Below are 23,644 nucleotides of genomic sequence, written 5' to 3'. Positions count from 1 at the left end.
GAAGACCTCTCCAGGAAGCCGGACCTCGCCCACGTCCGCCGCGAGACCGGCGTCATCCGCGAATCACTCGGCTACCGCGTGTTCCGCGTCGTCAACGTGACCGTGCTGCTGCTCGTGTGCGCCGTGACGCTCTACCCGTTCGTGAACCTCGTCGCGAAGGCGTTCTCCTCCGAGGGCCACATCGCGGCCGGCGAGGTGAACCTCGTCCCGCGCGGCTTCAACTTCGACACCTTCCAGGTCGTGTTCGCCGACGAGCTGTTCTGGACCAACTACGCGAACACCGTCCTGTACACCATCGTCGGCACCGCCATCGCCATGGCGATCACCTCGACGTACGCGTATGCGCTCAGCAAACCGCACCTCAAGGGCCGCACCTTCTTCGTCGGCATCGCCGTGTTCACGATGTTCTTCAGCGGCGGCCTCATCCCCAACTACATCCTCATCGCCAGCTACCTCGGCTGGCGCAACAGCATCCTGGCCGTCGTCGTGCCCGGCGCGCTGAGCGTCTTCAACCTGCTGGTGATGAAGTCGTTCTTCGAGAACTTCCCGACCGAGCTCGAAGAGGCGGCCGCGATCGACGGACTCACGACGTACGGCATCTTCTTCCGCATCGTCCTGCCCCTGTCCAAGGCGGTCCTCGCCACCATGACGCTGTTCTACGCCGTCGGGCACTGGAACTCGTGGTTCAGCGCCTTCCTCTACATGGACGACAAGTCGCTCTTCCCGGTGACCGTCTACCTGCGCAACCTGATCGCCGCGGCGACCGGCACGCAGGAGATCACCGACGGCGGCGAAGCCGCCCAGGTCGCCTCCAACATCCAGGCGGTGACGATGCTGCTCACCGTCCTGCCGATCATCTGCCTCTACCCGTTCATCCAGCGCTACTTCGTCTCGGGCGTCATGCTCGGGTCGGTCAAAGGCTGAACACCCCGCACCGATCGAATCCCCGTCCAACGACGGCCATCCCTCGACAGGAGAACCACCATGCCCATCACCCGCAGAGCCCTCGGCGCGCTCGCCGGCATCGCCGCATGCGATGTCGCACTGTCCGGCTGCTCCGACGGCCCGAGCGACGACACCGCCGGCGACGTCACCATCGACGACGCGCACTCCGTCGGCGCCATGGACGACTACGGCGTCGGCGTCACCTTCAAGGCGACCGAGCCGGTCCAGTTCTCGCTCATGTACCGCGACCACCCCAACTACCCGGTGCAGGACGACTGGTCGGTCTTCCACCACCTCGACGAGGACCACAACGTCACCTTCCAGCGCACCGACATCCCCATGGCCGACTTCGACCAGAAGCGGTCCCTGCTCATCGGCAGCGGTGAAGCGCCCGACCTCATCTCCGCCACCTACGGGGGCAGCGAGACCCAGTTCATCTCCGGCGGGGCGATCCTCGCGGTCTCCAGCTACTTCGACTACCTGCCGAACTTCCAGCAGAAGATCAAGGACTGGGGGCTCGAAGCCGACCTCGAGACCAAGCGCCAGGCCGACGGCCGGATCTACCACCTCCCCGGCCTCCGCGAAGCGCCCGACGTGCAGTACTCCGTCGTGATCCGCGAAGACCTCTGGGAGCGGGCCGGCGTCACCGAGGACCCCGCCACCTGGGAGGAGTTCCGGGAGCAGCTCCAGAAGGTCAAGGACGCCAACCCCGAGATCGACTACCCGATGTCGGACCGCTGGACCGACGCCACCACCCTCGGCTCGCTCCTCAGCGTGATGGCCACGAACTACGACACCATCGCCGGATGGGGGTACGCCAACACCTTCTACGACGAGGACGCCGGCGAGTACGTGTTCACCGGCACCACCGAGGAGTACAAGGAAGTCGTCTCCTTCGCCGCGGGACTCGTCGAAGCCGGCCTGCTCGACCCCGAGGTGACCCAGAGCGACGACCAGGCCGTCCAGAAGTTCATCTCGGGCCGCTCCGCGACCATCTCCGGCAACACCCAGACGCTTGCCGAGTACCGGACCAAGTTCGCCGACGCCGGCTTCGGCGACGTCCCCATCCGGCTCATCTCGATCCCCGGCGGGCCCGCCGGCTCGAAACTCCCCAGCGGACGCTTCACCTCCGGCCTCCTGATCAGCAGCAAGGCGGCCGAGCAGCCCTACTTCAAGGCGCTCCTCCAGTTCGTCGACTGGCTGTACTACTCCGACGAGGGCCTGGAGTTCGCCCAGTGGGGCGTCGAAGGCGAGACGTTCACCCGCGACGCCGACGGCACCCGCGTCCTCAACGAGGACATCGCGTGGAGCTCGATCAACGCCGGCGCGCCGAAACTCCTGAACGCCGACTACGGCTACAGCAACGGCGTCTTCCTGCTCGCCAACGGCTCATCGAGGGACCTCATCTTCTCCATGATGACCGACGAGATCGCCGACTGGACCGCGCGCCAGCTCGACGGGAAGGAGCAGGTCCCGACCCCGCCCGCGCCGCTCCTGGACGAGATCGAGCTCGAGCAGACCTCGCTGCTCCAGACCCAGCTCACCGACGCCGTCCAAGCCGCCACGGCGGGATTCATCACCGGCCAGCGATCCATCGACGGCGACTGGGACGCCTACGTCACCGAGGTCGAGAGCCTCGGCGCGAGCCAGCTCCTCGAGACCGTCAACGCCGCGCTCGACCGCGCCCGGAACGAGTCCGACTAGGACGGGTCGGGTCGGCCGCCCCCGCGCCGCCGACCCGACCACCAGCCACCCACGACACGATGCGACGCGACGCGACGCACGATCCGCGAACGACCCTGCCCGCAACCCCCCGGGCAGGGACCCCACAGAAAGCGAGACACCCATGGCAACGCCGCCCTCCGGATCCCCGCTCAACCGCCGCGCCGTCCTGGCCGGCGGCGCCGCGGCCGTGCCGCTGGCGCTCGGACTGAGCGCAGCGCCCGCACAGGCCGACCCGAGCCGACCGCGGGCCGTCGTCGTCGAGCCCGCGCGGCGCCACCAGGCCATCCGCGGGTTCGGCGGCATGACCCACGCGCGCTGGATCGGCGAACTCACCCCGTCCCAATGCGACACCGCCTTCGACAACGGCCCCGACGACCTCGGCTTCACGATCCTGCGCGTCCCCGTGCCCGAGGACACCGCCGACTGGTCCGCCGACCTCGCCACCGCGCAAGCCGCGGCCGCCAAGGGCGCGCTCGTCTTCGCCTCCCCGTGGAACCCGCCGGCCGACCTCGTCGAGCTGTTCGTGCGAGACGAAGTGCCCCACGGCAGCCAGTACGAGGCCGAGGACGCCACTCTCGTGAACGCGCACATCGCCACCGACAACCCCGGCTACCAGGGCGAAGGGTACGTGCGCTTCGGCGACGCCGCTGACGCGAGCGTCCAGTTCGACAACGTCGTCATCGGCTCGGCCGGCACCAAGAACCTCGCGTTCAGATACGCGGCGCCCGCCGGAGACGTCCAGGCCGACATCCACGTCGCGGGCGTCGCGGTCGCCGAAGGCGTCCGCTTCCCCCGCACCGAACCCGGCGCCTGGGACTGGACGTCGGTCCAGGCGCAGATGACCCCCGGCCAATGGCCGGTGAAGGTCGTCGCGACCGGCGGGGGCGGGCCGGACCTCGACTACCTCATGGCCGCGCCGTACACCCCGCCCCGCGAGGCCCGCCGCCTGCGCCACGACGCGTACGGCGCCTACGCGGACCACCTGAACGGCTTCGTGCACCACATGCGCGACAACGGCGTCGAGCTGTACGCGATCTCGGTCCAGAACGAGCCCGACTACGCGCACGAGTGGACCTGGTGGACCACCGACGAGATGAACCGCTTCCTCAGCGAGTTCGCCGCCGGGATCGACTGCCGCGTCATCGCACCGGAGTCCTTCCAGTACGTCAAGCGCGTCTCGGACCCGATCCTCGAACACCCCGCGGCGCTCGCCAACCTCGACATCCTCGGCGCGCACCTCTACGGCACGCAGCTCCAGGACTTCCCGTATCCGCTCTTCGAGGAGAACGGCGCGGACAAGGAACTGTGGATGACGGAGGTCTACCACCCCAACAGCTCCAGCTCGGCGAACCTCTGGCCCGAAGCCCTCACCGTCGCCGAGCACGTGCACCATGCGATGGCCGACGCCCAGTTCCAGGCCTACGTCTGGTGGTACATCCGCCGCTTCTACGGGCCCCTCCTCGAAGACGGCACGATCAGCAAGCGCGGCTGCATGCTCGCGCACTTCTCGAAGTTCGTGCGCCCCGGCCACCACCGCGTCGAAGCGCAGAAGGAACCGCAGACCGGCGTCCTCACCTCCGCTTACGCCGGCGACGACGGCACGGTCGTCATCGTCGCCGTGAACACGACCACCGCATCGGCGAGCCAGTCGTTCGCCGTGAAGGGCCGCGTGGTCCGCAAAGCACGGCAGTGGCTCACCGACGCCACGCGAAACCTCGCCGAACAGCCCGCCGTCTCAGGGCGGGGCAACGGCTTCACCGCATCGCTCCCGCCCCAGAGCGTGACGACCTTCGTCGTGCCGGCATGACGGCATCACAGCGGTGAGCGGTCGCCCCGCCGCACTGCGCGGCGGGGCCCCTGAGCAAGACCGTCTCGCGCCCGTGTCGGTGCTGCGGCGGTACCGGCAGGTTCCGTGGGCGAGTCGGTGCAACATCTCGCGCCGGGTGAGGAGGTCCTCGATCCGCTCGCTCAGCCGCAGTTCGACACCGGGAGCGGCTGGGGCGCACCCGAGCAGCGCCCGACGCCGGCGCGCACGATCGTGAACTCGAGACGAGTGCCGGCGGCCGGCATCACGAGCGGGGCCGCCGTCCAGTGGACGGCAGCCCCGCGTCGCCTCGGGCTACCTGGACCGGTCGTAGATCAGGGCCATCTCGCCGAGCTTGCCGGTGCGCTGCTCGGTGAGGGCCCAGGTCGTGGCGGGAAGGCCGTCCTCGAAGAGGCGCTCGCCGCCGCCGACGATCTCGGGGATCACCACGAGGTAGAGACGGTCGACCAGGTCGGCTTCGAGCAGCGCTTTGATGACCGTGGGGCTGGTGTTGGCGAGGATGTCGCCGCTGCCGGTCGCTTTCAGGCCGGCGACGACCTCCGCGGTGGGCGCGTTCGCGATCACGGTCCGCTCCCAGGGCGACTCGGCGAGCGTGGTCGACAGGACGACCTTCTCGACGTTCACGAGCCACTCGGCGTAGGCGCGGTCGCGCGGGTCGGCCTCTTCGCTCCCGGCGACCGAGGGCCAGAAACCCAGGAAGCCTTCGGCGTTGACGCGGCCCAGCACGGCGGTTGTGGCGTGCTCGATCATGCGGGCCATGTGGTCGCGCGCCGTGTCGGAGGTGGCGTAGGGAATGAAGGTGCCGAAGTCGGCGGGCCCGCCGGGGCCGTGGTAGCGGCCGTCGAGGGAGATGCAGATGTTCGCGATGACCTTGCGGCCGTTGGCGTCAGACATATTCTTGGATACTCCGGTTCACATTGGTGTCGTGCAGTCGTGGTTCGGGACCGGCCGGGTCAGACCCGGTGTCCGCTCACGTTGTACGGGAAGTTGACGTCCTCGTCGGCGCCGGGATTGGGGCGCCAGCCGCCGGCGAAGGTGTCGCCGCCGTCGCTGAAGCGGCCGTGGAAGGTGGCGTCGAGCGGGCCGTGGGCGACCGTGATCGTCACGTCGTCCCCCTCGATCGACCAGGTGTAGGGCAGGTCCTGAGGGGACATGTTCGAGTACACCCGCGAGGGGAACGTCTTCGACTCAGGGTCGTAGCCGACCAGTTCGAGGCTGTCGACGCGCACCATCCCGCCGAAGTCCAGCTCCACATGCTGCTCGAGGAAGAAACCGCCGGGCAGCCAGCGGTAGGAGGCGCGGCCCTTGATGGTCGTCTCGTCGGAGCCGAGCATGCTCCCCTCCATGACCCACTCGCCCACGAACCGGTCCAGGACCGCCAGCGCGGGGTCGGGGCCGAGCGGCATCGGCCGGTGCTCGTCACTCATGTCCACTCCTCAGTGCGGTGTTCTCGCTGTTGAAGACCATGTTCGCCGGTTCGGCGGCCCGGAAGATCGGCCAGGTGGCCGATATCGGCGATCGGCCCGCCGGGGTGGCAGACTCAACCCATGGACGACGGCGCGATCCCACTCGAACTCACCGGTTTCATCGGGCGTGATGCCGAGCTCCGAGCGGTCGGCGCCGCGGTGGCGTCATCGCGCCTGGTGAGCCTGGTCGGTCCGGGCGGGTGCGGGAAGACGCGGCTGGCGATCCGCGCCGCCCGGGACGCGGCCTTCGAGGGCCGCCACTGGGTCGACCTGTCCGCGACCGCCGACCCGCTCGCCGTCCCCGAACTCGTGGCGGACGCGCTCGGCGTGCTCCGCACCGCCGACCGGGACGGCATCGGCGTGCTCGCGGGCCGTCTCGCGGAGCAGCGCACGCTCCTGTGCCTGGACAACTGCGAGCACGTGCGCGAGGCCGCCGCCGACGTCGTGGGTGAACTGCTGCGGCGGTGCCCGCTGCTGACGGTCCTGTGCACCAGCCGCGAGCCGCTGCGCCTGCCGGGCGAAGCGGTCTGGCGGGTGCCGCCGATGAGCCGGGAGGACTCGGTGCGGCTGTTCGCCGAGCGCGCCGGAGACCTCGGCGCCGCACAGGATCCGGTCGTGCTCGCCGCCTGCGCGCGCATGGAGGGGATGCCGCTGGCGGTCGAGCTCGCGGCGGCCTGGTCGGGGACCTTGTCGATGCGGGAGATCCTGGACGGACTCGACGACCGGTTCCGGCTCCTGGTCCGCGGCCCGCACGGCGTGGCGGCCCGCCACCAGACGCTCGCGGCGTCCATGGCATGGAGCTACGACCTGCTCCAAGAGTCCGAGCGCCGCCTGTTCGAGCAGCTCGCCGTCTTCCGCGGCGGGTTCTGCGCGGCGTCGGCCCAGTCGCTGTGCGAGGAGCGCGGACCTGTCCTGGAGAGCCTGCGGAGCCTGGTCGAGAAGTCCCTGCTCGTCGCGGACACCGGCGGCGCGGCGACCCGGTTCAGGATGCTGGAGACGGTCCGCGAGTTCGCCGGGCAGTGCCTCGAGGCCACCGGCGCAGGCGACGCGGTGCGCGGCCGCCACCTGGAGACCTGCCTGTCGCAGGTGCGTTCATGGCGGGCGTTGATCGACACCGACAAGGACGCGTGGCGGGCCGCGGTCGCGTCCGAATACGAGAACTTCCACGCCGCCATCGACTGGGGCCTGTCACGACCGGATCCCGTCCTCGGACGGGAGCTGGCGGCCGAGCTGCCCTGGTTCTGGCATTCGAGCCGGCGCGGCCGCGAGGGACTGGAACTCCTGCGCCGGGCCGCGCGCCTCGGCGAGGGCGAGCGCACCCCACTCCAGGCGCGGCTGCTGACCGGGACGGCCCTGGTCGCCGACACCAACGAGCGGCGCACGGGCAGCGAGCTCGCTGCCCAGGCGTTCGCTCTGGCCGAGGAGGCGGGGGAGAAGCGCTCGGCCTGCCTCGCGCTGCTGCTGACGGCGATCGACCGCCTCTACGACGACCTCGACGCGGCCCAGCAGATGGCGTCCGAGGCCCGGGAACGGGCCGCCGGGCTCGGCGACGGCTTCGTCCGCGACGCGGCGAACGTCCTCATCGGCATGGTCCACCACCGCCGGGACGACCACGCCCGAGCCGCGGGGCTCCTCGAGGACGGCATGCGCGGGCTGGCCGCGCGAGGCGACCGCGAGGTCGCCTCCACCGCGTGCGGAATCCTCGCGGTGAGCATGGCCCTCGGCGGCGACCTGCGCCGGGCCGACGAGCGGGCGCGCGAGGCCCTGGCCCTGGCCGAGCCGCTGGGCGACTTCCACCGGATCGGCATGGCGCGCATCGCACTCGCGCGGGTCGCGCGGTGGGCGGGACGGCCCGCCGACTCGTGGGCCGCACTGGCGCTGCTGGTCGAGATCGACGCGAACGTCGAACCACCGCCGTTCATACCCTGGTTCTTCACCTGCGTCGGCGACCTCCACCTCGACGCCGGGGACCGAGCGCAGGCCCGGCACTGGTACGAGCGCGACCTCGCGAACCCGGGCGGGATCCCCGAGCACCTCCTGGCCCCGGACGCCCGGCTCGGACTCGCCCGCGCCCTGGGGCCCGGCGACGCCGCGAACGCTCACGTGGAGATGGCCATGCGCGCCGGCCGCGAACTCCAGATGCCCGGCCTGGTCGCCGACGCGTTCGAGGTCCGGGGCGAACTCGCGCCCGACCCGAAGTGGGCCGAGGAGGCCCACCACGAGGCGCTCGCGATCCGCGCCGAGCACGGCCTGCGCCTGAGCTGTGTGTCCAGCCTCGAACATCTTGCGGCGCTAGCGGAAGGCGGCCCCGAGGCCGCGCGCCTCTTCGGGGCCTGCGACCGGGCGCGCGAGGAGATCGGACTCAGTCCGTCCGAACTGGACCTGCCCGGCGAGTCGGAGGCCCGCCGGGAAGGGCGGTCGATGGCGCTCGAGGAGGCCGTCGCATACGCCAGGCGGGCGCGCGGGCGCCGCTCCCGGCCCGCGAGCGGTTGGGCGAGCCTGACACCCACCGAAGTGAGCGTGGTCGAGCTCGCGATCACCGGGATGACGAATCCGGAGATCGCCGGGAAGCTGTTCATGAGCCGCGCGACCGTCAAGACCCACCTGTCGCACGCGTACGCGAAGCTCGGCATCGCCAACCGCACCCAGCTCGCCACCGTCGCAAGGAACTGACGGAGCCCGGACTCCTCGACCGGGTTCGAATGACGACTTGTGCATCTGCCGGGAACCGGCGGCCGATGCGACCGCATCGAGCAAGGCCGGACACGGCCGCCGATTTCGAGTTTGGATCGGAGTTCTCACAGAGCCGCCATCTTAGAGTTTTCGCAGGATGCATGGACCGCGAAAGCGGTTATGTTGAAGGCATGAACGACATTGCAACCGCGGGGAACGCGGTTCAGGGCAGGCACCGCGTCTGGGTGCCGATCGCCGTGGTCGGGCTGCTGCTCGTGATGATCGCCGCTGAGGCGGCCTTCGCGAAGTCGCAGCCCGCGGGCGAAGCGCTGGTCTCCGGAACGGTGATCGGGTTCGGGGCCGACCGTCAAGCGTCGGTCCAGGTCGGGGAGGGATGGGTCCTCGACGACGCCGCCAGTGATCTCGACTCGCAGCTGGTGCTCACTCGAGGGGACGTGACGGTGGAGCTGTCCAGTGTGATCTTCAACGGCCAGACTGCGCCGAGCCAGATGTGGACCGGCATGGGGCGGCTCCTGGACGTCGAACGGCACGCGGGCGCGCAGGTGTCGCTGGGCAGTCCCGGTGGGTTCGAGACGTCCTCGGGCGCAACCGGGCTCGAAGGCGGCCTGCAGATCGGAAGCCGGGCCGGCGAGGCCTTCGTGCTCCCGGACGCCGAAGGCGTGCAGGCCGTGGACGCGAAGGTCCTCGCGCCGGCCGATGCCGGCGACACCGACTGGTCCGCTGCCACCCAGCTCATCGATTCCATCGCGTTCGAGGGGGAGTCGTGACCGCTTACGCCTATCCCACACCGGCGCCTGTCGCGGCGCCTGCTGCTGCGGGACCGTCGCGCCCGCTGGTCGTCAAGGTCCGGTCGGTGGCGTTCTGGAGCCTGATCGTGGCGTCCGGCTTCGGGTTGTGGACGCTCCAGAAGGACTTCCTGCCCGTCGCGCAGGCGTTCCCGGCCAGCGCCGTGCTCGACGTGCTCGTGCTGGTGCCGACCCTCGCGGTCGGGCTGTGGCTCGCGCGGCGGATCCTGCGACCGGTGCAGGCCCCGCCGTGGTCCGGGACCTGGCTCGCGCTCATGTGGGGCGGGCTCGCCGCATGCGGGATCGCGCTGGTGATGAACGGTCTGCTCGTCCCGGCTTGGACGCGGGCGCTCGGCGTGGAGCGGGCCGGCGCCTGGGCGGCGGCGATGAGCGCGCCGCTGAACGAGGAGCTGGCGAAGGCCGCGGGCGTGGTGCTGCTCGCCGCGGTCTCGACCCGTCTCGTGCGGACTGCCGCCGACGGTCTCGTCTACGGGGCGCTGATCGGGCTCGGCTTCCAGGTGATGGAGAACTTCACTTACGGGCTCAACGCGGTCGGGGTGTCCGGCGGAGTGGACCCGCTCGGGTCGACGTTCGACGTGCTGTGGGTGCGGATTCTGCTGACCGGGATCGGCTCGCACTGGGCGATGAGCGCGGTCGCCGGGGCGGGGATCGGTTACCTGGTGAGCGCGAACGGCCGGTCGAGGGCGCGGCGGGTCGCCGTGGCGGTCGGGTGCCTGGCGCTGGCGATGGGCATGCACTGGTACTTCGACAGCCCGCTGGGCGGCGGACTCGCGGGGACCGTCGCGAAGCCGCTGGTGAACTTCGCGATCACGATGCTCGTGGTCCTGGTCGTGCGGCACGGCTTCCGGGCGCGCTGGGCGCAGGTCTCGGAGGAGGAGGTCATGCTCCGCACGCTCGCTCCCGATGAGGCGCACAGCCTTTCGCGCCGGCACTCGCGACGGCGCCACCTGCGGCGCTTCCCGTCCGGTCCGGTGCGGGCTTCGCAGGAACGCTTGCAGCGCTTGGAGCTGGACCTCTTGGAGGAGCGGATGCCCGAACAGCTCGACCCGGCCGCGGTCCAGCCTCGGCGCGACGCGGTCGCGGCGGCGAGGCGTGACCCGGCGGCGTGCTGGGGGCCGGCGCGCTGAGTCGGGGCGAGGCCAGGGCCGGGCGCGTCGCGCCCGGCCCCCTTTCCGCCCCTGCCGCTCGAACCAGCGGTCCTCGCCTCGTCAGGACCTGGTCCTGTGCTGCCGTTGTCCACCGCGACCCGGAAGCGGGTGGCGCGCCGCATCCGCATTCGGCCCGGAGTTGCGGCCACCGAGGCGGCGCTGCTCGAGCGACTCGGCGACGCCTATCGCGAGGTCCCGGTGAGACCGCGCCATGGCGAGCGCCGCCCTCCGTGCACGCAACCCGATTCCCGATCCGACCTCCGCCGCATGAAGCCCCGAAGCGACTGCGGGGACGGCCGCTAGTCGGATTCACCCAGCGGTGGGACGCGCCGCAGCGCCGCCGTCGTGATCGCCAGGGCCGCCAGGAGGACGGCGGCCGCCGCCAGGGCGCCGGTGTTGAGCGCGTCGGTGAACGCGGCCCGGCCTGCGTCGAGGAGCGCGGCCGAATCGCGCGAGGGCAGGCTCGCGGCGGCGTCGAGTGCGGCCGCTAGGTTGTCTCGGGCCCCGCCCGGGGCCGCGCCGGCGAAGGCGGCCATGCGGGTCGTGTAGACCGCGGTGATGACCGAGCCGATGAGCGCGATGCTCAGTGCCGTGCCGAGCTCCGAGGCGGTCTCCGACAACGAGCTGGCCGAGGACGCCCGCTTCTTCGGGGCCGAGTCGACCACGAGCCCGGTGCCGAGGACCGCGATCGGCGTCAGGCCCAGGAACATCAGGACCGTTCCGGCCACGAGCGGCCACAGGCCGCCCTCGGGCTCGACCACGGCGAACAGGAGCAGCCCCGCGACCGCCATGACGATCCCGGCGCCGATGAGGACCGCGGGGCGCGCACGGCGGGCCAGGAGCGGCGCGAGAAGCGACCCGGCGACGCTCGCCGCGACGCCCGGGAGCAGGAGCAGGCCGGTTTCGAGCGCCGTGTGCCCCCTCACCATCTGGAGGTACTGCACGAACAGCATGAGCACGCCACCCAGGGCCGTCATCGACAGCAGCAGCGCCCCCAGCGCGGCCGCGAAGCCCGGGGCGCGGAACAGCGTCAGGTCCACCAGCGGGTCCTCCAGGCGGCGCTGGCGGCGCAGGAACAGCACCGCGAAGACCGCGCCGACCGCCAGCGCGGCGGCCGTCGCGGCCGTGAAGCCGTCCTTCGCGAACTCCTTGAGCGCGTACACGACCGGGAGCATCGTGCCCAGGGCCTGGAGGGCGCTGAGCAGGTCGATGCGGCCCGCCGAGGCGTCGCGCTCCTCCGGGAGCAGGAACGGTCCGGCGGCCAGGAGCAGGAGCATGACCGGGACGCCCAGCAGGAACGCCGCGCCCCACCAGAAGTGCGCCAAGAGCACGCCGCCGACGATCGGGCCGATCGCACCGCCGAGCGTGAACGCGAGGCTCCACACGCCGATCGCGAGGGCCCGCTGCCGCGGGTCGCGAAACAGCGCCCGGACGAGCCCGAGCGTCGAGGGCATGAGCGTGGCCCCGGCGACGCCCAGCAGCGCGCGGGCCGCGATGAGCGCTGCCGCGGTGGGCGCGTACGCGGCCGCCACCGAGGCGACCCCGAACGCGCCGGCGCCGATGAGCAGGAGCCGGCGGCGGCCGATTCGGTCGCCGAGGTTCCCCATGGTCACCAGGAGACCGGCCACCATGAAGCCGTACACGTCGAGGATCCACAGCAGCTGCGTGCCCGAGGCGCCCAAGTCCGCGCCGAGCGCGGGGGCGGCCAGGTGCAGCACGGTCAGGTCGAGGGACAGCAGCAGCACCGGCAGCGCCAGCACCGCCATGCCCGCCCATTCCCGCGCGCCCGCTCTCGCGGGCGCGGCTTCGGTGTTCGCCATGGCGGTTCTCCAATCCTCGGGTCGTCCTTGCCGGCCCAAGGGTCCGCGCCGCGCTTTCGGTCCGCTCACGGTCTCCTTGCGGCCCGGGCCCCTTCGTTAGGGTTGGGGGGTGCGATTCGGAATCCTGGGGCCGCTCGAGGTGCGGACGGACGCAGGCGAGCCGGTGCCGGTGGCCGAGCGGAAGGTCCGGGCCCTGCTCGCGCGGCTCCTGGTCGACCCGGGCCGGACGGTCGCCGTCGACCGGCTCGTCGAGGACCTGTGGGGCGGCCGTCCGCCGAAGCACCCGCGCGCGGCGCTGCAGACGAAGGTCTCCCACCTGCGACGGCTCGGCGCGGCCGTCGAGCGCGTCGGCGACGGCTACCGGATCGCCGCCGCGCCCGAGGACGTCGACGCCGGCCGGTTCGAAGCGCTCGCGGTGCAAGCCGAGCAAGCGGGCGCGGCGGCGCGCGTCGAGCTCCTCGAGGAGGCGCTGCGGCTGTGGCGCGGGCCCGCGCTGGCCGAGTACGACGTCCTCGCGGGCGAGGCGGCCCGGCTCGAAGCGCGCCGGATGGACGTGCGGGAGGCGCTGCTCGAGGCCCGGCTCGAGATCGGGCACCGCGGTGGGGTCCTCGCCGACGCCGCAGCGCTGATCGAGCACCGCCCGCTGAGCGAGCGGCTGCGCGCGGTCCACATGCGGGCGCTGTACCTGGACGGACGCCAGAACGAAGCGCTCGCGTCGTACCGGATGCTGCGCGATCGGCTCGCGTCCGAACTCGGGCTCGAACCGGGACCGGACCTGCGCGGGCTGCACCGGGCGATGCTCAACCACGACCCGGCACTGGCGCCCGCCCCGCGCGGGAACCTTCCCGCCGCGCCGACCCCGCTCATCGGCCGTGAACGCGACCTCGACGCACTCCTGGCGGCCCTCGCCGAGGCGAGGCTGGTGACGCTCACGGGGCCCGGCGGCGTCGGCAAGACCCGCCTCGCCCTCGCCGCGGCCGCCGCCGCGCCGGCCCCCGGCGGGGCCTGGCTGATCGAACTGGGCGCATTCGACACCGGCGTCGACGCCGTGCGCCTCGCGGCCGCGGTCGCCGAGGCGATGGGACTGCTCGAATCCGCCCCGCGCATCGCACCCGGCGGCGCCGGCGACCCGCTCACCGTCCTCAAGGGTGCCTTTGCGTCCAAGCCGCCGCTGGTGGTCCTCGACAACTGCGAGCACCTGGCGGAGCCGGCCGCCGAGCTGTGCGCGCGGCTCCTCGCCGCCTGCCCCGGAACGCGGATCCTCGCCACCAGCCGCGAACCGCTCCGGGTCCCAGGGGAACGCCTCCGGCGGGTCGACCCGCTCGACGCGGACGCGGCCGTGCGGCTCTTCGCCGACCGCGCGGCCGACGCCGACCCCGCCTTCGCGGTCACCCCTGTGAACCGCGCCGCCGTCGCGGCGCTGTGCGACCGGCTCGACCGGCTCCCGCTCGCGCTCGAGCTGGCCGCGACCCGCGTCCACGCCCTCGGCGTCGACGCCCTCGCCGCGCAGCTGGACGACCGGCTCCTCGACGCCCGAGCGCGGGGCCTGCCCGAGCGGCAGCGGTCCCTCCGCGCCGTCCTCGACTGGAGCTGGCGGCTCCTGAGCGGGCCCGAGCGGACCGTCCTCACCGCACTGTCGACCGCCTGGGACGCCGACCTGGAGACCGTCGCTGTTCTCTGCGCCTCCCAGCTCGCTGAGCACGAGGCCGCCGCGGCGCTCGCGGGACTGGTCGACCGGTCGCTCGCGCGAACCGACGACTCCTCCGGCGATCGGCGGTACCGGCTCCTCGAATCGGTCGCGGTCTACGGGCGCGAACGCCTGCGCGAAGCCGGCGCGTACGAGACCGCGGCCACGGCGCACCTCGACCGCTTCACCCGCCTCGCCGAAGCCTCCGCGACGGCGCTGCGCGGCCCCGGGCAGCGCCGGTGGCTCCGCCGCCTCGACGCCGACGCCGCGAACGTCCACATCGCATTCGACACCGCCGTCCGTCAACGGGAGGCCGAGCAGGCCATGCGGCTCGCGGTGGCGCTCAGCTGGTACTGGTTCCTGCGCGGCAGTGTCCTCGAAGGGGCCCGGTCGCTCGCGGTCGCGCTCGGCATCGACGGGCCGGCCCCCGACGGGCTGCGCGCCTCGGCCCTGTTCTGGCGCTCGTGCTACGCGGCGATGACCGCCCCGGCAGACGGCCTGACCCTCGCCGACGCGCCCAAGCATCTCGCGGCCATGACCGATCAGCACGAGCGCGCCCGCGCCGAGCTGTTCCTGTCGCTCACCCACCTCGGCGTCGAGGACACGGACGCGGCCGAGGCCTTCGCCGTCAGCGCGGGGGAGTACTTCGAGGCCGCCGGCGACCGGTGGGGCTCGGCGGCCGTAGACGCGTCCCTGTCGTGGTTCGCGATGCTGCGCGGCGACCTCGCCCGGGCCCGGCTGCTCGCCGAGCGCGGCCGGGACGCCTTCGCCGCGATCGGCGACGCCTGGGGGACGCTCCAGACACTTGAGACGCTGGCGGTGCGGGCCGAGAGCGTCGGCGAGTACGAGGACGCGAAACGGCTCAACCTCCAGGCCCTCGACCTCGCCGAGGGCCTGGACCTCCGCATGGAGCAGTCGTACCGGCTCTCACGGCTCGGCCGCGTCGAGATGCTCCGCGGCGACCTCGACGAGGCGCGGCGGCTCCACCGCAGGGCCTACGACATGGCCGTCGAGCAGTCGGTGGCGTTCTGCCGGATGTTCGCCGCCACCGGCCTCATGTTCACCGCCCGCCGCAGCGGGGACCTCGATGAAGCCGAGCGCATCGCCCGCGAATGGCTCCCATGGGTCGCGGGCCCGCCGATGCTCGCCGACGCCTACACGATGCTCCTGGCCGAACTCGGCTTCGCCGCCGAGATGCGCGGCGACGCACACGACGCACTGCGACTCCACCGCGAATCGCTGGCCGCCGCACGCGGGCGGGAGCCGTTCGCCGCCGCGCACGCGATCGAGGGGATCGCCGGCGCCCGGTCACTCCTCGGCGACGTCGAGACGGCCGCGGTCCTGCTGGGCGGCGCGGCCGCGCTGCGCGCGCACGCCGGAATCCCACTCCCGCAAGGTGAACGCTTCGACGTCGACCGCATCGCCGGCCGGCTCGCTGCGACCATGGGGCGCAAGGCGTTCGAAGCGGCCTACGAGCGGGGCCGGAGACTGAACTCAGTCGCCGAGGTCGCCGCGCTGGACACCTGACGCGCGGACGAGCCGTCCAGAGGTGACGATCCCCTTTCCTTGCGACGTGACCCGAACCCACGCAGGCCCCGACTCAGGGGGGGAACCGGGCCCGCCGGTCGACGGCAACACCGGCCGATCTGCGTCCGCCTTGACGATGACCGGCTTCGGAGGAAGCCCGCTCCAGGTCCCACGCCGCCGCGAATACCGGCGGCGCTGAGGTCGCCGGTTCCCTGACATGAACGAACTTCGCCTATGGCACGGCCCCGTTATCGTCGGTGGCGTCAGCATCTCCGACCGGCGCCGCGCGCAGGCCACGCCGTGGCGCGAGCCCGCCGCGGATGCGTGCCCTGACCGGCCGATCTCAGGAGCGAGCGCTTGTCTTCCCCCGCAAACCAGCCGCATTCCCCGGGCCGGTCGACGAAACGGCTCGTCTTGATCTTCGGGACGGGCGTCGCCGCCTTGGCCATCGCCGCGCTTGCGGTCCTGCACCTGCGCGGCGGCTTCTCGGACAGCGAACGTCCGAATGGAACTGAATCGCCGTCCGAAGCCGCGACGGGCGTCGCCGCCGACTTCGCGAAGACCGCGTGTGACGACTTCGACCTTGCCGGATTCGAGGCGCTCGCCGCGAGCGCCGCCGAGCTCGACACCGCGACCGCCCAGGCAGATCCTGACACTGAGACCGGCGTCCTCCACTGCGTGTACCGCTCGGGCTCGGGCATGGATCTCAGCCTGACCGTCGTGTCCGAGACGGCCGCAGACTACGCCGAGCGCACGACCGACCAGAGCCGCCGGACCTGGGAGGGCGACCCGGACACTTACACGATCGAGGACTTCGACAGCGGCGGTCTCAGCGGTTACACCAACGCGCACCTCTGGGATTCGCGGCAGGTGTTCCTGCTCAGCGCCGGTGCCGGGCGCCTCCTGATGTCGGTCGGGCTGACCGCCGAGCCCGGCGAATTCGAAACGGCAGACGCCCTCGCGGTCACCGGGACGATGGCCGCTCAAGCGCACGAACGCTTCGCGGCCTACGACTGACCCGCTACCGCTGTCTCTGGTAGGCCTCGGTCGCCCTCCTCAAGGGGCCGGGCCGAGATCGCCGATCGGCAGACGGTGCCGTCGCGGTGGAGCTCCGCTCGCCCGGCGGGCCCGGACGGCCTCGGCCGCAACGGCCGAGACCGTCGAAGCGGCCGTCCTCGAACACGCCCGTGGCCGCAGCGGCCCGGCCCGCCGCATCCGCCCCGGTGCTTCAACTCCGCGTCCGTTCGTGCGGAATCGCGTCAGGTCGCCAGGAACGCGGCGAGGTCCTCGGCGAGCCGGTCGGGGTATTCGCCGTTCACCGCGTGTGACGCCTCCTCGTAGCGGTGCACCGTGCCGTCGGGAAGAGCACGCTCGGCGGTCTCGGCGGCGGTGGCGGGATCGTGCATGACGGATTCCTCGGCGATGATCACCAGCACCGGCATCTCGATCGCTTCGAGCCGGTCCTCGCCGATGCGGGTGGGCTGGGGGAGCTTGAGGCGGTAGTGCTGCATCCCCGCCTCGATCATGTCGGCGACCGGGACGTCCTCGACGGGTGCTCCGCCGGCGGTGTAGGAGTTGAAGCCGTCGCGCCAGGACTTGGGCATCCAGGAGAACGCGGCGGGGATCGAACGCACGACCGTGCCCCAGGGCATGTCGTCGAAGACGTAGACCGGTTCGACCAGCGTCATGGTCCGGATGCGGTCAGGGTGGTGGAGGGCGAGGTTGGCGGCGGTCCACCCGCCGATCGAGAGGCCGACCAGGTCGAACTCGTCCTCCGGAAGGCCCTCGAGGGTCTGGTGCAGCCACGCGGCCTGGTCTTCGTCCGAGGTGATCGGGCGCTCCTGCACGCTCATCCCGGGTTCGCCGAGCAGGTCGAGGGTGTAGACGTCGCTGATCTCGAGGAGGGAGGGCAGGTTGTCCGCCCAGACCGGTGTCGCCGAGGCGCGGCCTGGGAGCAGCACCAGGGGCGCGCCTCCGTCACGCCCGTCGAATCGGTAGACGCGCACGATGCCGAAATCGGTGCGCACGTCGAGGGTCTGGGCCGGCTCGGGCATGTCCTCGAACGCCTCCTCGTACGCGGCCATGAACGCGTCCTGCCCTTCGGCGCCGTCCCAGTGTCCGACGGGGGAGGGGGTGCGCAGGCCGAAGGCCGCCGCGAGGACCAGTGCGAGCACGACCGCCGAGGGGATCAGGACGCGGCGGCGGCGCCACCACCGGCGTCGCGGCTCGGCGTCGTCGGGTGCGGCGGTCCGTTCCTTCGATGCGGGGTCCCTGGCTGGCATCATCACTCCTTACCGATCGGTCAGAAAATATACCACGTGGTAAGCTGCGGAGGTGTCAGAGACGAGTACGGGCGGGTCAGACGGCGAATCGGCGACCTTCATCCAGCGCCTCCGCCAGGCCCAGATCATCGAGAAGACCGTCGAACTCGTCGCCGAGAAGGGGTATGCGGGGGTCTCCCTGGCGGGGATCGCCGAACGCGCGGGCATCACCAAGCCCGCGGTGCTCTACCACTTCCCCAGCAAGTCCGCGGTCGTCGACGCGGCCTATGAACACGTGCTCCAGGAGCTCGTCTCGCATGTGGGCGCCGCGGTGGAGGCCGCGTCCGCAGAGGACGGCCCCGCCGCCTACGCGATTTCGATGATCGAGCACCTGAGCGTCAACCGCCACCACACCCGCATGATCATCGAGGCGCTGGGCAACAGCGACGCCGAACGCGACAGCGCCGCCCGCTGGAGACCCTTGGCGCAGCTCGTCCAGACCGCCCGCAGCGCACGGGGCCTGGCTCCCGACCCGGACAGCCGCACCACGGCGCTCATCGTCGGCGGCGCCATCGATTCGATCGTCACCGAGAAACTCCAGGACCCCGATTACGACACCGGCGCCGCAGCCGCCCGGCTGGCCGCCCTCATCGACGCCACCTACACGTCGTGAAGGCTCCACCCGGTGTATCTCGGCGAAGGAAAACCGCTGTTCGACGGGATTGAGACCGCGGTCCACCTCGAGCCGTTCGCAGTCGAGGCGTTCGGATCCGGTGTGACGCTGATGAAGGCGGCGAGGCGCTCGCAGCACCCGTAGCCGGACCAGGGACTCGGCAGGGCGCCGGAGCTGTGCCAGACTCGGCGCCCCGCCCGGACACGGCGGCCACGATGCCGGGCTCATGCGGCGGGCGACCGGCGCGTCCTGTCGCCTCGGCGCCGGCTCAGCGGCTGACCTTGAATCGGAGGTGCAGCACCCGGTCGCCCTGGATGACGACGTGCGGGTCCTCGAGGCGGTGCTGGCCCTCGATGCTGCCGAAGTACCGCTTGCCCGAGCCGAACACGATCGGCACGACGTCCATGGCGACCTCGTCTACGAGCCCGGCGGCCAGCGCCTGGCCGCCGACCTCGCCGGCGGCGACGCTGACGATCCGGTCGCCCGCGAGCTCCTTGGCCTTGGCGATCGCGGGGGCGACGCCGGAGACGAAGTGGTAGGACGCTTCAGGATGCCAGCCTTCGGGTTTGGGGCGGTGGGAGACCACGACCACGTGGTCGCCGGCGGGCGGATTGCCCTCCCAGCCGTTGGTGAGGTCGAAGAAGTGGCGGCCCATCACGATGACGCCGATCGACGCCCACATGGGCTGGACGTAGGCCGCCGAGACCGCCGAGAGCCGGAAACCGCCGACGCCTTCCGAATGGTCGTACGCGGACTCGTCGGCGGAGGCGAGCGGGGTGTCGCCTCCGAAGTACCAGTCGTGGAGCGAGCCGACGTCGTCGTGCTCGTCAGCGATGAATCCGTCCACCGACACCACGTTGTGCATGATCACTGCGCCCACGGTCTTCCCTTTCGTCGTCATGTGGCGCGACGTTATCGCGTGGCCGCGGCGCCGGTCTTGTACAAAGTAACTCGGCCGGCATCGGCCCGGCGTCGGGCGGGAAGTCGGGTTCGGCGGGCATGCGGCGGCGCAGGGCCAGGTACTGGGAGGGCGTGTGCCCGGTGAACTCCTTGAATTCGCGGCTGAAGTGGGCCTGGTCGAAGTAGCCGCCGCGGTGCGCGGTCTCGGCCCAGTCGACCGGGCCCTGGACGTCGACCGAGAGGATGAGCCGCGCGAACCGGTAGATCCGCGCCACCCGCTTGGGCGAGACGCCGACGTGGAGGCGGAACTGCGTGTTCAGGTGGCTGGCACTGACGCCGGCGGTGTCGGCCAGCCCGGCGATGGCGACCGCGCCGTGGGCGCGTTCGAGTCGCCGGGCCGTGTGCCGGACCAGGCCGAGGCCGTGGGGCGGGGCGTCGACGAGTCGCGCGAGCAGTTCCGCTTCGAGGGAGTGCAGCGCCTCAGCCGTCGCACCGGACTCGTGGAGGCGGTTGCGGATGCGGTCAAGTGAGCGCTGCCAGACGGCGTCCACCGGGACCCAGCGGTTCGTCAGCTCGCTCGCGGGCATGCCCGTGAACGGCGAAGTGCCCCACGGCTTGAAGTGGACGCCGAGCAGCCGCACCGAGGCCGGGTACTCGACGGTGAAGCGCCTGGTCCACATCCCCGCGAACCAGCCGTCGGCCACGAACGCGGGTGCCGCGGCCGGATCGGAGTTCCAGAGCCGGGCGGGGTCGCCCAGGTTGAGGAAGAGGTGGGCGGAGGGCATGGGCGGCACGTTGATCCGGGCGTGACGCGGCTTTCCGCTCAGGTAGTAGAGGTCGTCGATGTAGCGGTCGAGGGGCGGAGCCGGGACGCGGGCGACGTAGTCCATCGGCCCAGTGTGCCCGCAGAACCAGGGGTTGGAGCGAGGAGCTTCCGGACGGTCCGGCGCCGTTCCCGCGCGCACGCATGAAAGTCGCCGAACCTGTCGGCGCGACAGGCCGTCCGGCGCCTCCAGCCGCGTCGGGCCGGCGGTGAAAATCGACCATGACTCGGTGAGAATGACCAACTCCGGCGGCCGGGCGGGCTGGCTACGCTCGGCCGGTGACTGGCTTCGTTCCCGCATCCGCTGACCGTTTCGGCACCGCGTTCGTTGAGAGCGTCGATCCGGGGAGCGGGCGGCTCGCGCCGCGTGCCGCGCCCGAGACCGATGCGCCGGTGCTCTCGCTCGACGGCGACTGGCGGTTCCGCTGGTGCGCCGGCCTGCACGACCTCACCGACGGTTTCGAGGCGCCCGGCTTCGACGCGAGCGCCTGGGACACCCTCGCGGTTCCGTCGATGTGGCAGATGCACGACCTCGACGGCGCCGCCCCCTACGGCAAGCCCCAGTACACGAACATCTCCTACCCGTTCCCGGTCGACCCGCCCCGGGTCCCCGACGCGAACCCGACCGGGGAGTACCGGCGGACGTTCACCCTCCCGGCCGAGTGGCCCGCGACCGGGCGCACCGTGCTGCGCTTCGAGGGGGTGGATTCGGCGTTCGCGGTGTGGGTCAACGGGGTCCTGCTCGGTGACGGCAAGGGTTCGCGTCTGCCGACCGAGTTCGACGCGACCGATCACCTGCGCGCCGGCGAGAACACCGTCGCGGTCCGGGTCCACCAGTGGTCGGCCGGGTCCTACCTGGAGGACCAGGACATGTGGTGGCTGTCGGGGATCTTCCGGCCCGTGTCCCTGCTCCACCGGCCCGAGGGCGGGATCGAGGACGTGTTCGTCCACGCCGACTACGACCACCGCACCGGCCGCGGCGCCCTCCGGGTCGAGGCGCCCGAGGGTGCCCGGGTCACCGTGCCTGAACTCGGTATCGACATCGCCGCCGGTGAGACGGCCCGTGTCGCGGTCGAGCCGTGGACGGCCGAGACCCCGCGCCTGTACGACGCCGAGGTCGCCACCGCGACCGAGCGCGTGCGCCTGCGGATCGGCTTTCGGACCGTGGCGGTCGAGGACGGCGTCCTGAAGGTCAACGGCCGCCGGATTCTGCTGCGGGGAGTCAACCGGCACGAGTGGGACCCCGACGACGGCCGCACCCTCAGTGTGGAGACGATGCGCCGTGACCTTGAGGTGATGAAGCGGCACAACGTGAATGCCGTGCGCACCAGCCACTACCCGCCCGACCGCCGCTTCCTGGACCTGTGCGACGAGATCGGCGTCTGGGTCATCGACGAATGCGACCTCGAAACCCACGGCTTCGACCTCAGTTCCTGGCGCGACAACCCGGCGAAGGACCCCGTTTGGCGCGAGGCGTTCCTCGACCGCATGGCCCGCATGGTCGAACGCGACAAGAACCACCCGAGCGTGATCATGTGGTCCCTCGGCAACGAGTGCCGCGAAGGCGAGAACCTCGAAGCGATGGCGGCCTGGACGAAGGACCGCGATCCGGCGCGACCGGTCCACTACGAATGCGACCTCGAAGCGCGCTACACCGACATCTGGAGCCGGATGTACGTCCCCCATGACGAGCTGGAGCGCATCGGCCGCCGCGAAGAGGACCGCTGCGAAGACCCGGTGAACGACGAGCGCCGCCGGAGCCTGCCGTTCATCCTGTGCGAGTACGCCCACGCCATGGGCAACGGCCCCGGCGGCCTCAGCGACTACCAGGCCCTGTTCGAGCGGTACCCGCGCCTGCAAGGCGGGTTCATCTGGGAGTGGATCGACCACGGCGTGCGCAGGCGCACCGAGGACGGCCGCGAGTGGTTCGCATACGGCGGCGACTTCGGCGAACCCCTCCACGACGGCAACTTCGTCGCCGACGGCCTCGTCTTCCCCGACCGCACGCCGTCTCCGGGTCTCCTCGAATACAAGAAGGTGATCGAGCCGGTCAAGATCCGGATCGACCCCGAGGCCGCGACCGTGTCGGTCGCGAACGGCTACGACTTCCTCGACACGGCGCATCTGCGGTTCGCGTGGCGGCTGGAGGACGACGGGGACCCGGTGGCCGACGGCGTGCTCGACGTCCCGGTCACGGCGGCAGGGGAGGCAACCGTCGCGGACTGGCCCGAGGCGCTCGCCAAAGCGGCGGCGTCCCCCTCCGAAGGCGAGCGATGGTTGACGGTGAGCGCGCACCTGGCCGCGGACACCGCTTGGGGCGAGGCCGGCTTGGAACTCGCCTGGGGCCAGGCGCCGCTGTCGGCGCCGCAGCCGACGCGGCGCGGACCGCTCGCTGCGCCGGTCCAGACCGCGGACCGCATCGTCCTGGGCGAGGCCGAGTTCGACGGCCGGGGCCGCCTGACCTCGTTGGGCGGCATCGAGATGACCGGTCCCCGCCTCGACGTGTGGCGGGCGCCGACCGACAACGACCGGGTCGCCTGGGGCATGCTCGACCTGGCCTCCAAGTGGCGAGGGCGGGGCCTGGCGCTGGACCGGCTGGAGCACCGGACCCTCGCCGTCGAGGCGGGCGCCGACGAGCTCGTCGTCACGACCCGGCTCGCCGCAGCCGGGGCGGACACCGCGATCGGCGCCGTGTACCGCTGGCGCGCCGACGCCTCGGACCGGATCTGGCTCACCGTCGAGGTGGCGCCGGAGGGCAGGTGGGAGGTGCCGCTCCCGCGCCTCGGCCTGCGGCTCGCCGTGCCGAAGGACCTCGACCAGGTCGAGTGGTTCGGCGGCGGGCCCGGCGAGGCCTACGCCGACACCCGCGCGGCCGCCCGCGTCGGCCGCTTCCGGTCCACCGTGGCCGACCTCCAGACGCCGTACGTGTTCCCGCAGGAGAACGGCTCCCGCATCGACGTCCGCTGGGCGACCCTGTCCGGCGGTGGCCGCACCCTGGGCTTCCTCGGCGATCCGACGTTCGCGCTGACGGTGCGGCCGTGGACGAGCGAGGACCTTGACGAGGCGAAGCATCCGCATGAACTCGTCGAGCGGGGCGAGCTGTACGTCAACGTCGACGCGGCCCTGCACGGCATGGGCTCGGCCTCCTGCGGGCCGGGCGTGCAGCCGCAGTACCAGCTGGAAGCGAGGGCGACCGCGTTCACGGTCGGGATCTCGGCGGCTGCCGGCCGCTGATCCCCGCGGCTCTCGGCCGGCCCGCGGCACCGGGCCCGCTGCGTCCGCTGCGTGAACGGGGACCTGGAGTGAGGCTGAAGTGAGGCGTGGGTGAGAGCGGGCGGTCGTTG

Annotated in this window: 17 protein-coding genes; 11 read left to right on the top strand and 6 right to left on the bottom strand. The window is 71.9% G+C overall.

Annotation, left to right across the window (positions count from 1 at the left end; translation table 11 throughout):
• Positions 1–54: 54 nt before the first annotated feature.
• The 3 genes from EIW28_RS16425 to EIW28_RS25440 all read left to right on the top strand — a co-directional run bounded on the left by EIW28_RS16425 (position 55) and on the right by EIW28_RS25440 (position 4,477).
• Positions 55–924: a carbohydrate ABC transporter permease gene (locus EIW28_RS16425; RefSeq protein WP_408612225.1), complete on the top strand. Its 870-nt coding sequence runs from the start codon at positions 55–57 to the stop codon at positions 922–924.
• A 60-nt stretch (positions 925–984) separates the two neighbouring features.
• On the top strand, positions 985–2,649 hold the full coding sequence (locus EIW28_RS16420; protein ID WP_125248775.1) for an ABC transporter substrate-binding protein: 1,665 nt from the start codon (positions 985–987) through the stop codon (positions 2,647–2,649).
• Between the two features lie 142 nt (positions 2,650–2,791).
• Positions 2,792–4,477 (top strand): CBM35 domain-containing protein, encoded by a 1,686-nt coding sequence (locus EIW28_RS25440; protein WP_125248774.1) that lies wholly within the window; start codon positions 2,792–2,794, stop codon positions 4,475–4,477.
• A gap of 312 nt (positions 4,478–4,789) precedes the next feature.
• Here the strand turns inward: EIW28_RS25440 and EIW28_RS16410 are convergent, their stop codons facing one another.
• A complete protein-coding gene (locus EIW28_RS16410; protein WP_125248773.1) occupies positions 4,790–5,389 on the bottom strand; it encodes a dihydrofolate reductase family protein in 600 nt (199 codons plus the stop codon).
• Between the two features lie 59 nt (positions 5,390–5,448).
• Positions 5,449–5,922: a DUF1579 family protein gene (locus EIW28_RS16405; protein ID WP_125248772.1), complete on the bottom strand. Its 474-nt coding sequence runs from the start codon at positions 5,920–5,922 to the stop codon at positions 5,449–5,451.
• 120 nt (positions 5,923–6,042) lie between these two features.
• On the opposite strand from EIW28_RS16405, the gene EIW28_RS16400 reads away from it, so the two are divergent.
• The 3 genes from EIW28_RS16400 (at position 6,043) to EIW28_RS16390 (ending at position 10,588) form a co-directional block, all read left to right on the top strand.
• The gene (locus EIW28_RS16400; RefSeq protein ID WP_125248771.1) at positions 6,043–8,634 is read left to right on the top strand and encodes a helix-turn-helix transcriptional regulator; all 2,592 of its coding nucleotides are present in this window, start codon (positions 6,043–6,045) and stop codon (positions 8,632–8,634) included.
• Between the two features lie 161 nt (positions 8,635–8,795).
• Positions 8,796–9,422: a hypothetical protein gene (locus EIW28_RS16395; RefSeq protein ID WP_125248770.1), complete on the top strand. Its 627-nt coding sequence runs from the start codon at positions 8,796–8,798 to the stop codon at positions 9,420–9,422.
• Positions 9,423–9,508: 86 nt separating this feature from the next.
• A complete protein-coding gene (locus tag EIW28_RS16390; RefSeq protein ID WP_125248769.1) occupies positions 9,509–10,588 on the top strand; it encodes a PrsW family intramembrane metalloprotease in 1,080 nt (359 codons plus the stop codon).
• A 320-nt stretch (positions 10,589–10,908) separates the two neighbouring features.
• Here EIW28_RS16390 and EIW28_RS16385 read toward each other — a convergent pair whose 3' ends face one another.
• A complete protein-coding gene (locus tag EIW28_RS16385; RefSeq protein WP_125248768.1) occupies positions 10,909–12,429 on the bottom strand; it encodes an MFS transporter in 1,521 nt (506 codons plus the stop codon).
• A gap of 109 nt (positions 12,430–12,538) precedes the next feature.
• Here EIW28_RS16385 and EIW28_RS16380 point away from each other — a divergent pair, with 109 nt between their 5' ends.
• On the top strand, positions 12,539–15,643 hold the full coding sequence (locus EIW28_RS16380; RefSeq protein ID WP_125248767.1) for a BTAD domain-containing putative transcriptional regulator: 3,105 nt from the start codon (positions 12,539–12,541) through the stop codon (positions 15,641–15,643).
• 441 nt (positions 15,644–16,084) lie between these two features.
• Positions 16,085–16,660 carry a hypothetical protein gene (locus EIW28_RS16375; RefSeq protein WP_125248766.1) on the top strand — a complete coding sequence of 192 codons (576 nt, stop codon included), beginning with the start codon at positions 16,085–16,087 and terminating at the stop codon, positions 16,658–16,660.
• A gap of 242 nt (positions 16,661–16,902) precedes the next feature.
• On the opposite strand, the gene EIW28_RS16370 is transcribed toward EIW28_RS16375, so the two are convergent.
• Complete coding sequence (locus tag EIW28_RS16370) at positions 16,903–17,925, bottom strand: alpha/beta fold hydrolase (protein WP_125248765.1); 1,023 nt, start codon at positions 17,923–17,925, stop codon at positions 16,903–16,905.
• 52 nt (positions 17,926–17,977) lie between these two features.
• On the opposite strand from EIW28_RS16370, the gene EIW28_RS16365 reads away from it, so the two are divergent.
• Together EIW28_RS16365 and EIW28_RS25435 are read left to right on the top strand one after the other, a co-directional pair.
• On the top strand, positions 17,978–18,577 hold the full coding sequence (locus EIW28_RS16365; RefSeq protein ID WP_187350616.1) for a TetR/AcrR family transcriptional regulator: 600 nt from the start codon (positions 17,978–17,980) through the stop codon (positions 18,575–18,577).
• A 12-nt stretch (positions 18,578–18,589) separates the two neighbouring features.
• A complete protein-coding gene (locus EIW28_RS25435; RefSeq protein WP_269462606.1) occupies positions 18,590–18,721 on the top strand; it encodes a hypothetical protein in 132 nt (43 codons plus the stop codon).
• A gap of 124 nt (positions 18,722–18,845) precedes the next feature.
• Here EIW28_RS25435 and EIW28_RS16360 read toward each other — a convergent pair whose 3' ends face one another.
• Positions 18,846–19,457 (bottom strand): dihydrofolate reductase family protein, encoded by a 612-nt coding sequence (locus EIW28_RS16360; protein WP_125248764.1) that lies wholly within the window; start codon positions 19,455–19,457, stop codon positions 18,846–18,848.
• Entirely contained in the window at positions 19,405–20,367 is a 963-nt protein-coding gene (locus EIW28_RS16355; protein WP_125248763.1) for a helix-turn-helix transcriptional regulator, read from the bottom strand. The genes EIW28_RS16360 and EIW28_RS16355 overlap by 53 nt, the downstream gene beginning before the upstream one ends.
• Before the next feature lie 212 nt (positions 20,368–20,579).
• Between EIW28_RS16355 and EIW28_RS16350 the strand changes: the two genes are divergently transcribed.
• The gene (locus tag EIW28_RS16350) at positions 20,580–23,534 is read left to right on the top strand and encodes a glycoside hydrolase family 2 TIM barrel-domain containing protein (RefSeq protein ID WP_125248762.1); all 2,955 of its coding nucleotides are present in this window, start codon (positions 20,580–20,582) and stop codon (positions 23,532–23,534) included.
• The last annotated feature ends 110 nt before the right edge of the window (positions 23,535–23,644 follow it).

Source organism: Glycomyces terrestris, assembly GCF_003933745.1.
Taxonomy (GTDB): domain Bacteria; phylum Actinomycetota; class Actinomycetes; order Mycobacteriales; family Micromonosporaceae; genus Glycomyces; species Glycomyces terrestris.
This window is presented reverse-complemented; position numbering and strand designations above follow the sequence as displayed.

What these genes read in the sequence shown, in the direction of transcription:
- EIW28_RS16420 (WP_125248775.1), top strand. Translation starts at nt 985, where the DNA reads ATGCCCATCACCCGCAGAGCCCTCGGCGCGCTCGCCGGCATCGCCGCA.
- EIW28_RS25440 (WP_125248774.1), top strand. Translation starts at nt 2,792, where the DNA reads ATGGCAACGCCGCCCTCCGGATCCCCGCTCAACCGCCGCGCCGTCCTG.
- EIW28_RS16410 (WP_125248773.1), bottom strand. Translation starts at nt 5,389, where the DNA reads ATGTCTGACGCCAACGGCCGCAAGGTCATCGCGAACATCTGCATCTCC.
- EIW28_RS16405 (WP_125248772.1), bottom strand. Translation starts at nt 5,922, where the DNA reads ATGAGTGACGAGCACCGGCCGATGCCGCTCGGCCCCGACCCCGCGCTG.
- EIW28_RS16400 (WP_125248771.1), top strand. Translation starts at nt 6,043, where the DNA reads ATGGACGACGGCGCGATCCCACTCGAACTCACCGGTTTCATCGGGCGT.
- EIW28_RS16395 (WP_125248770.1), top strand. Translation starts at nt 8,796, where the DNA reads ATGGACCGCGAAAGCGGTTATGTTGAAGGCATGAACGACATTGCAACC.
- EIW28_RS16385 (WP_125248768.1), bottom strand. Translation starts at nt 12,429, where the DNA reads ATGGCGAACACCGAAGCCGCGCCCGCGAGAGCGGGCGCGCGGGAATGG.
- EIW28_RS16370 (WP_125248765.1), bottom strand. Translation starts at nt 17,925, where the DNA reads ATGCCAGCCAGGGACCCCGCATCGAAGGAACGGACCGCCGCACCCGAC.
- EIW28_RS16355 (WP_125248763.1), bottom strand. Translation starts at nt 20,367, where the DNA reads ATGGACTACGTCGCCCGCGTCCCGGCTCCGCCCCTCGACCGCTACATC.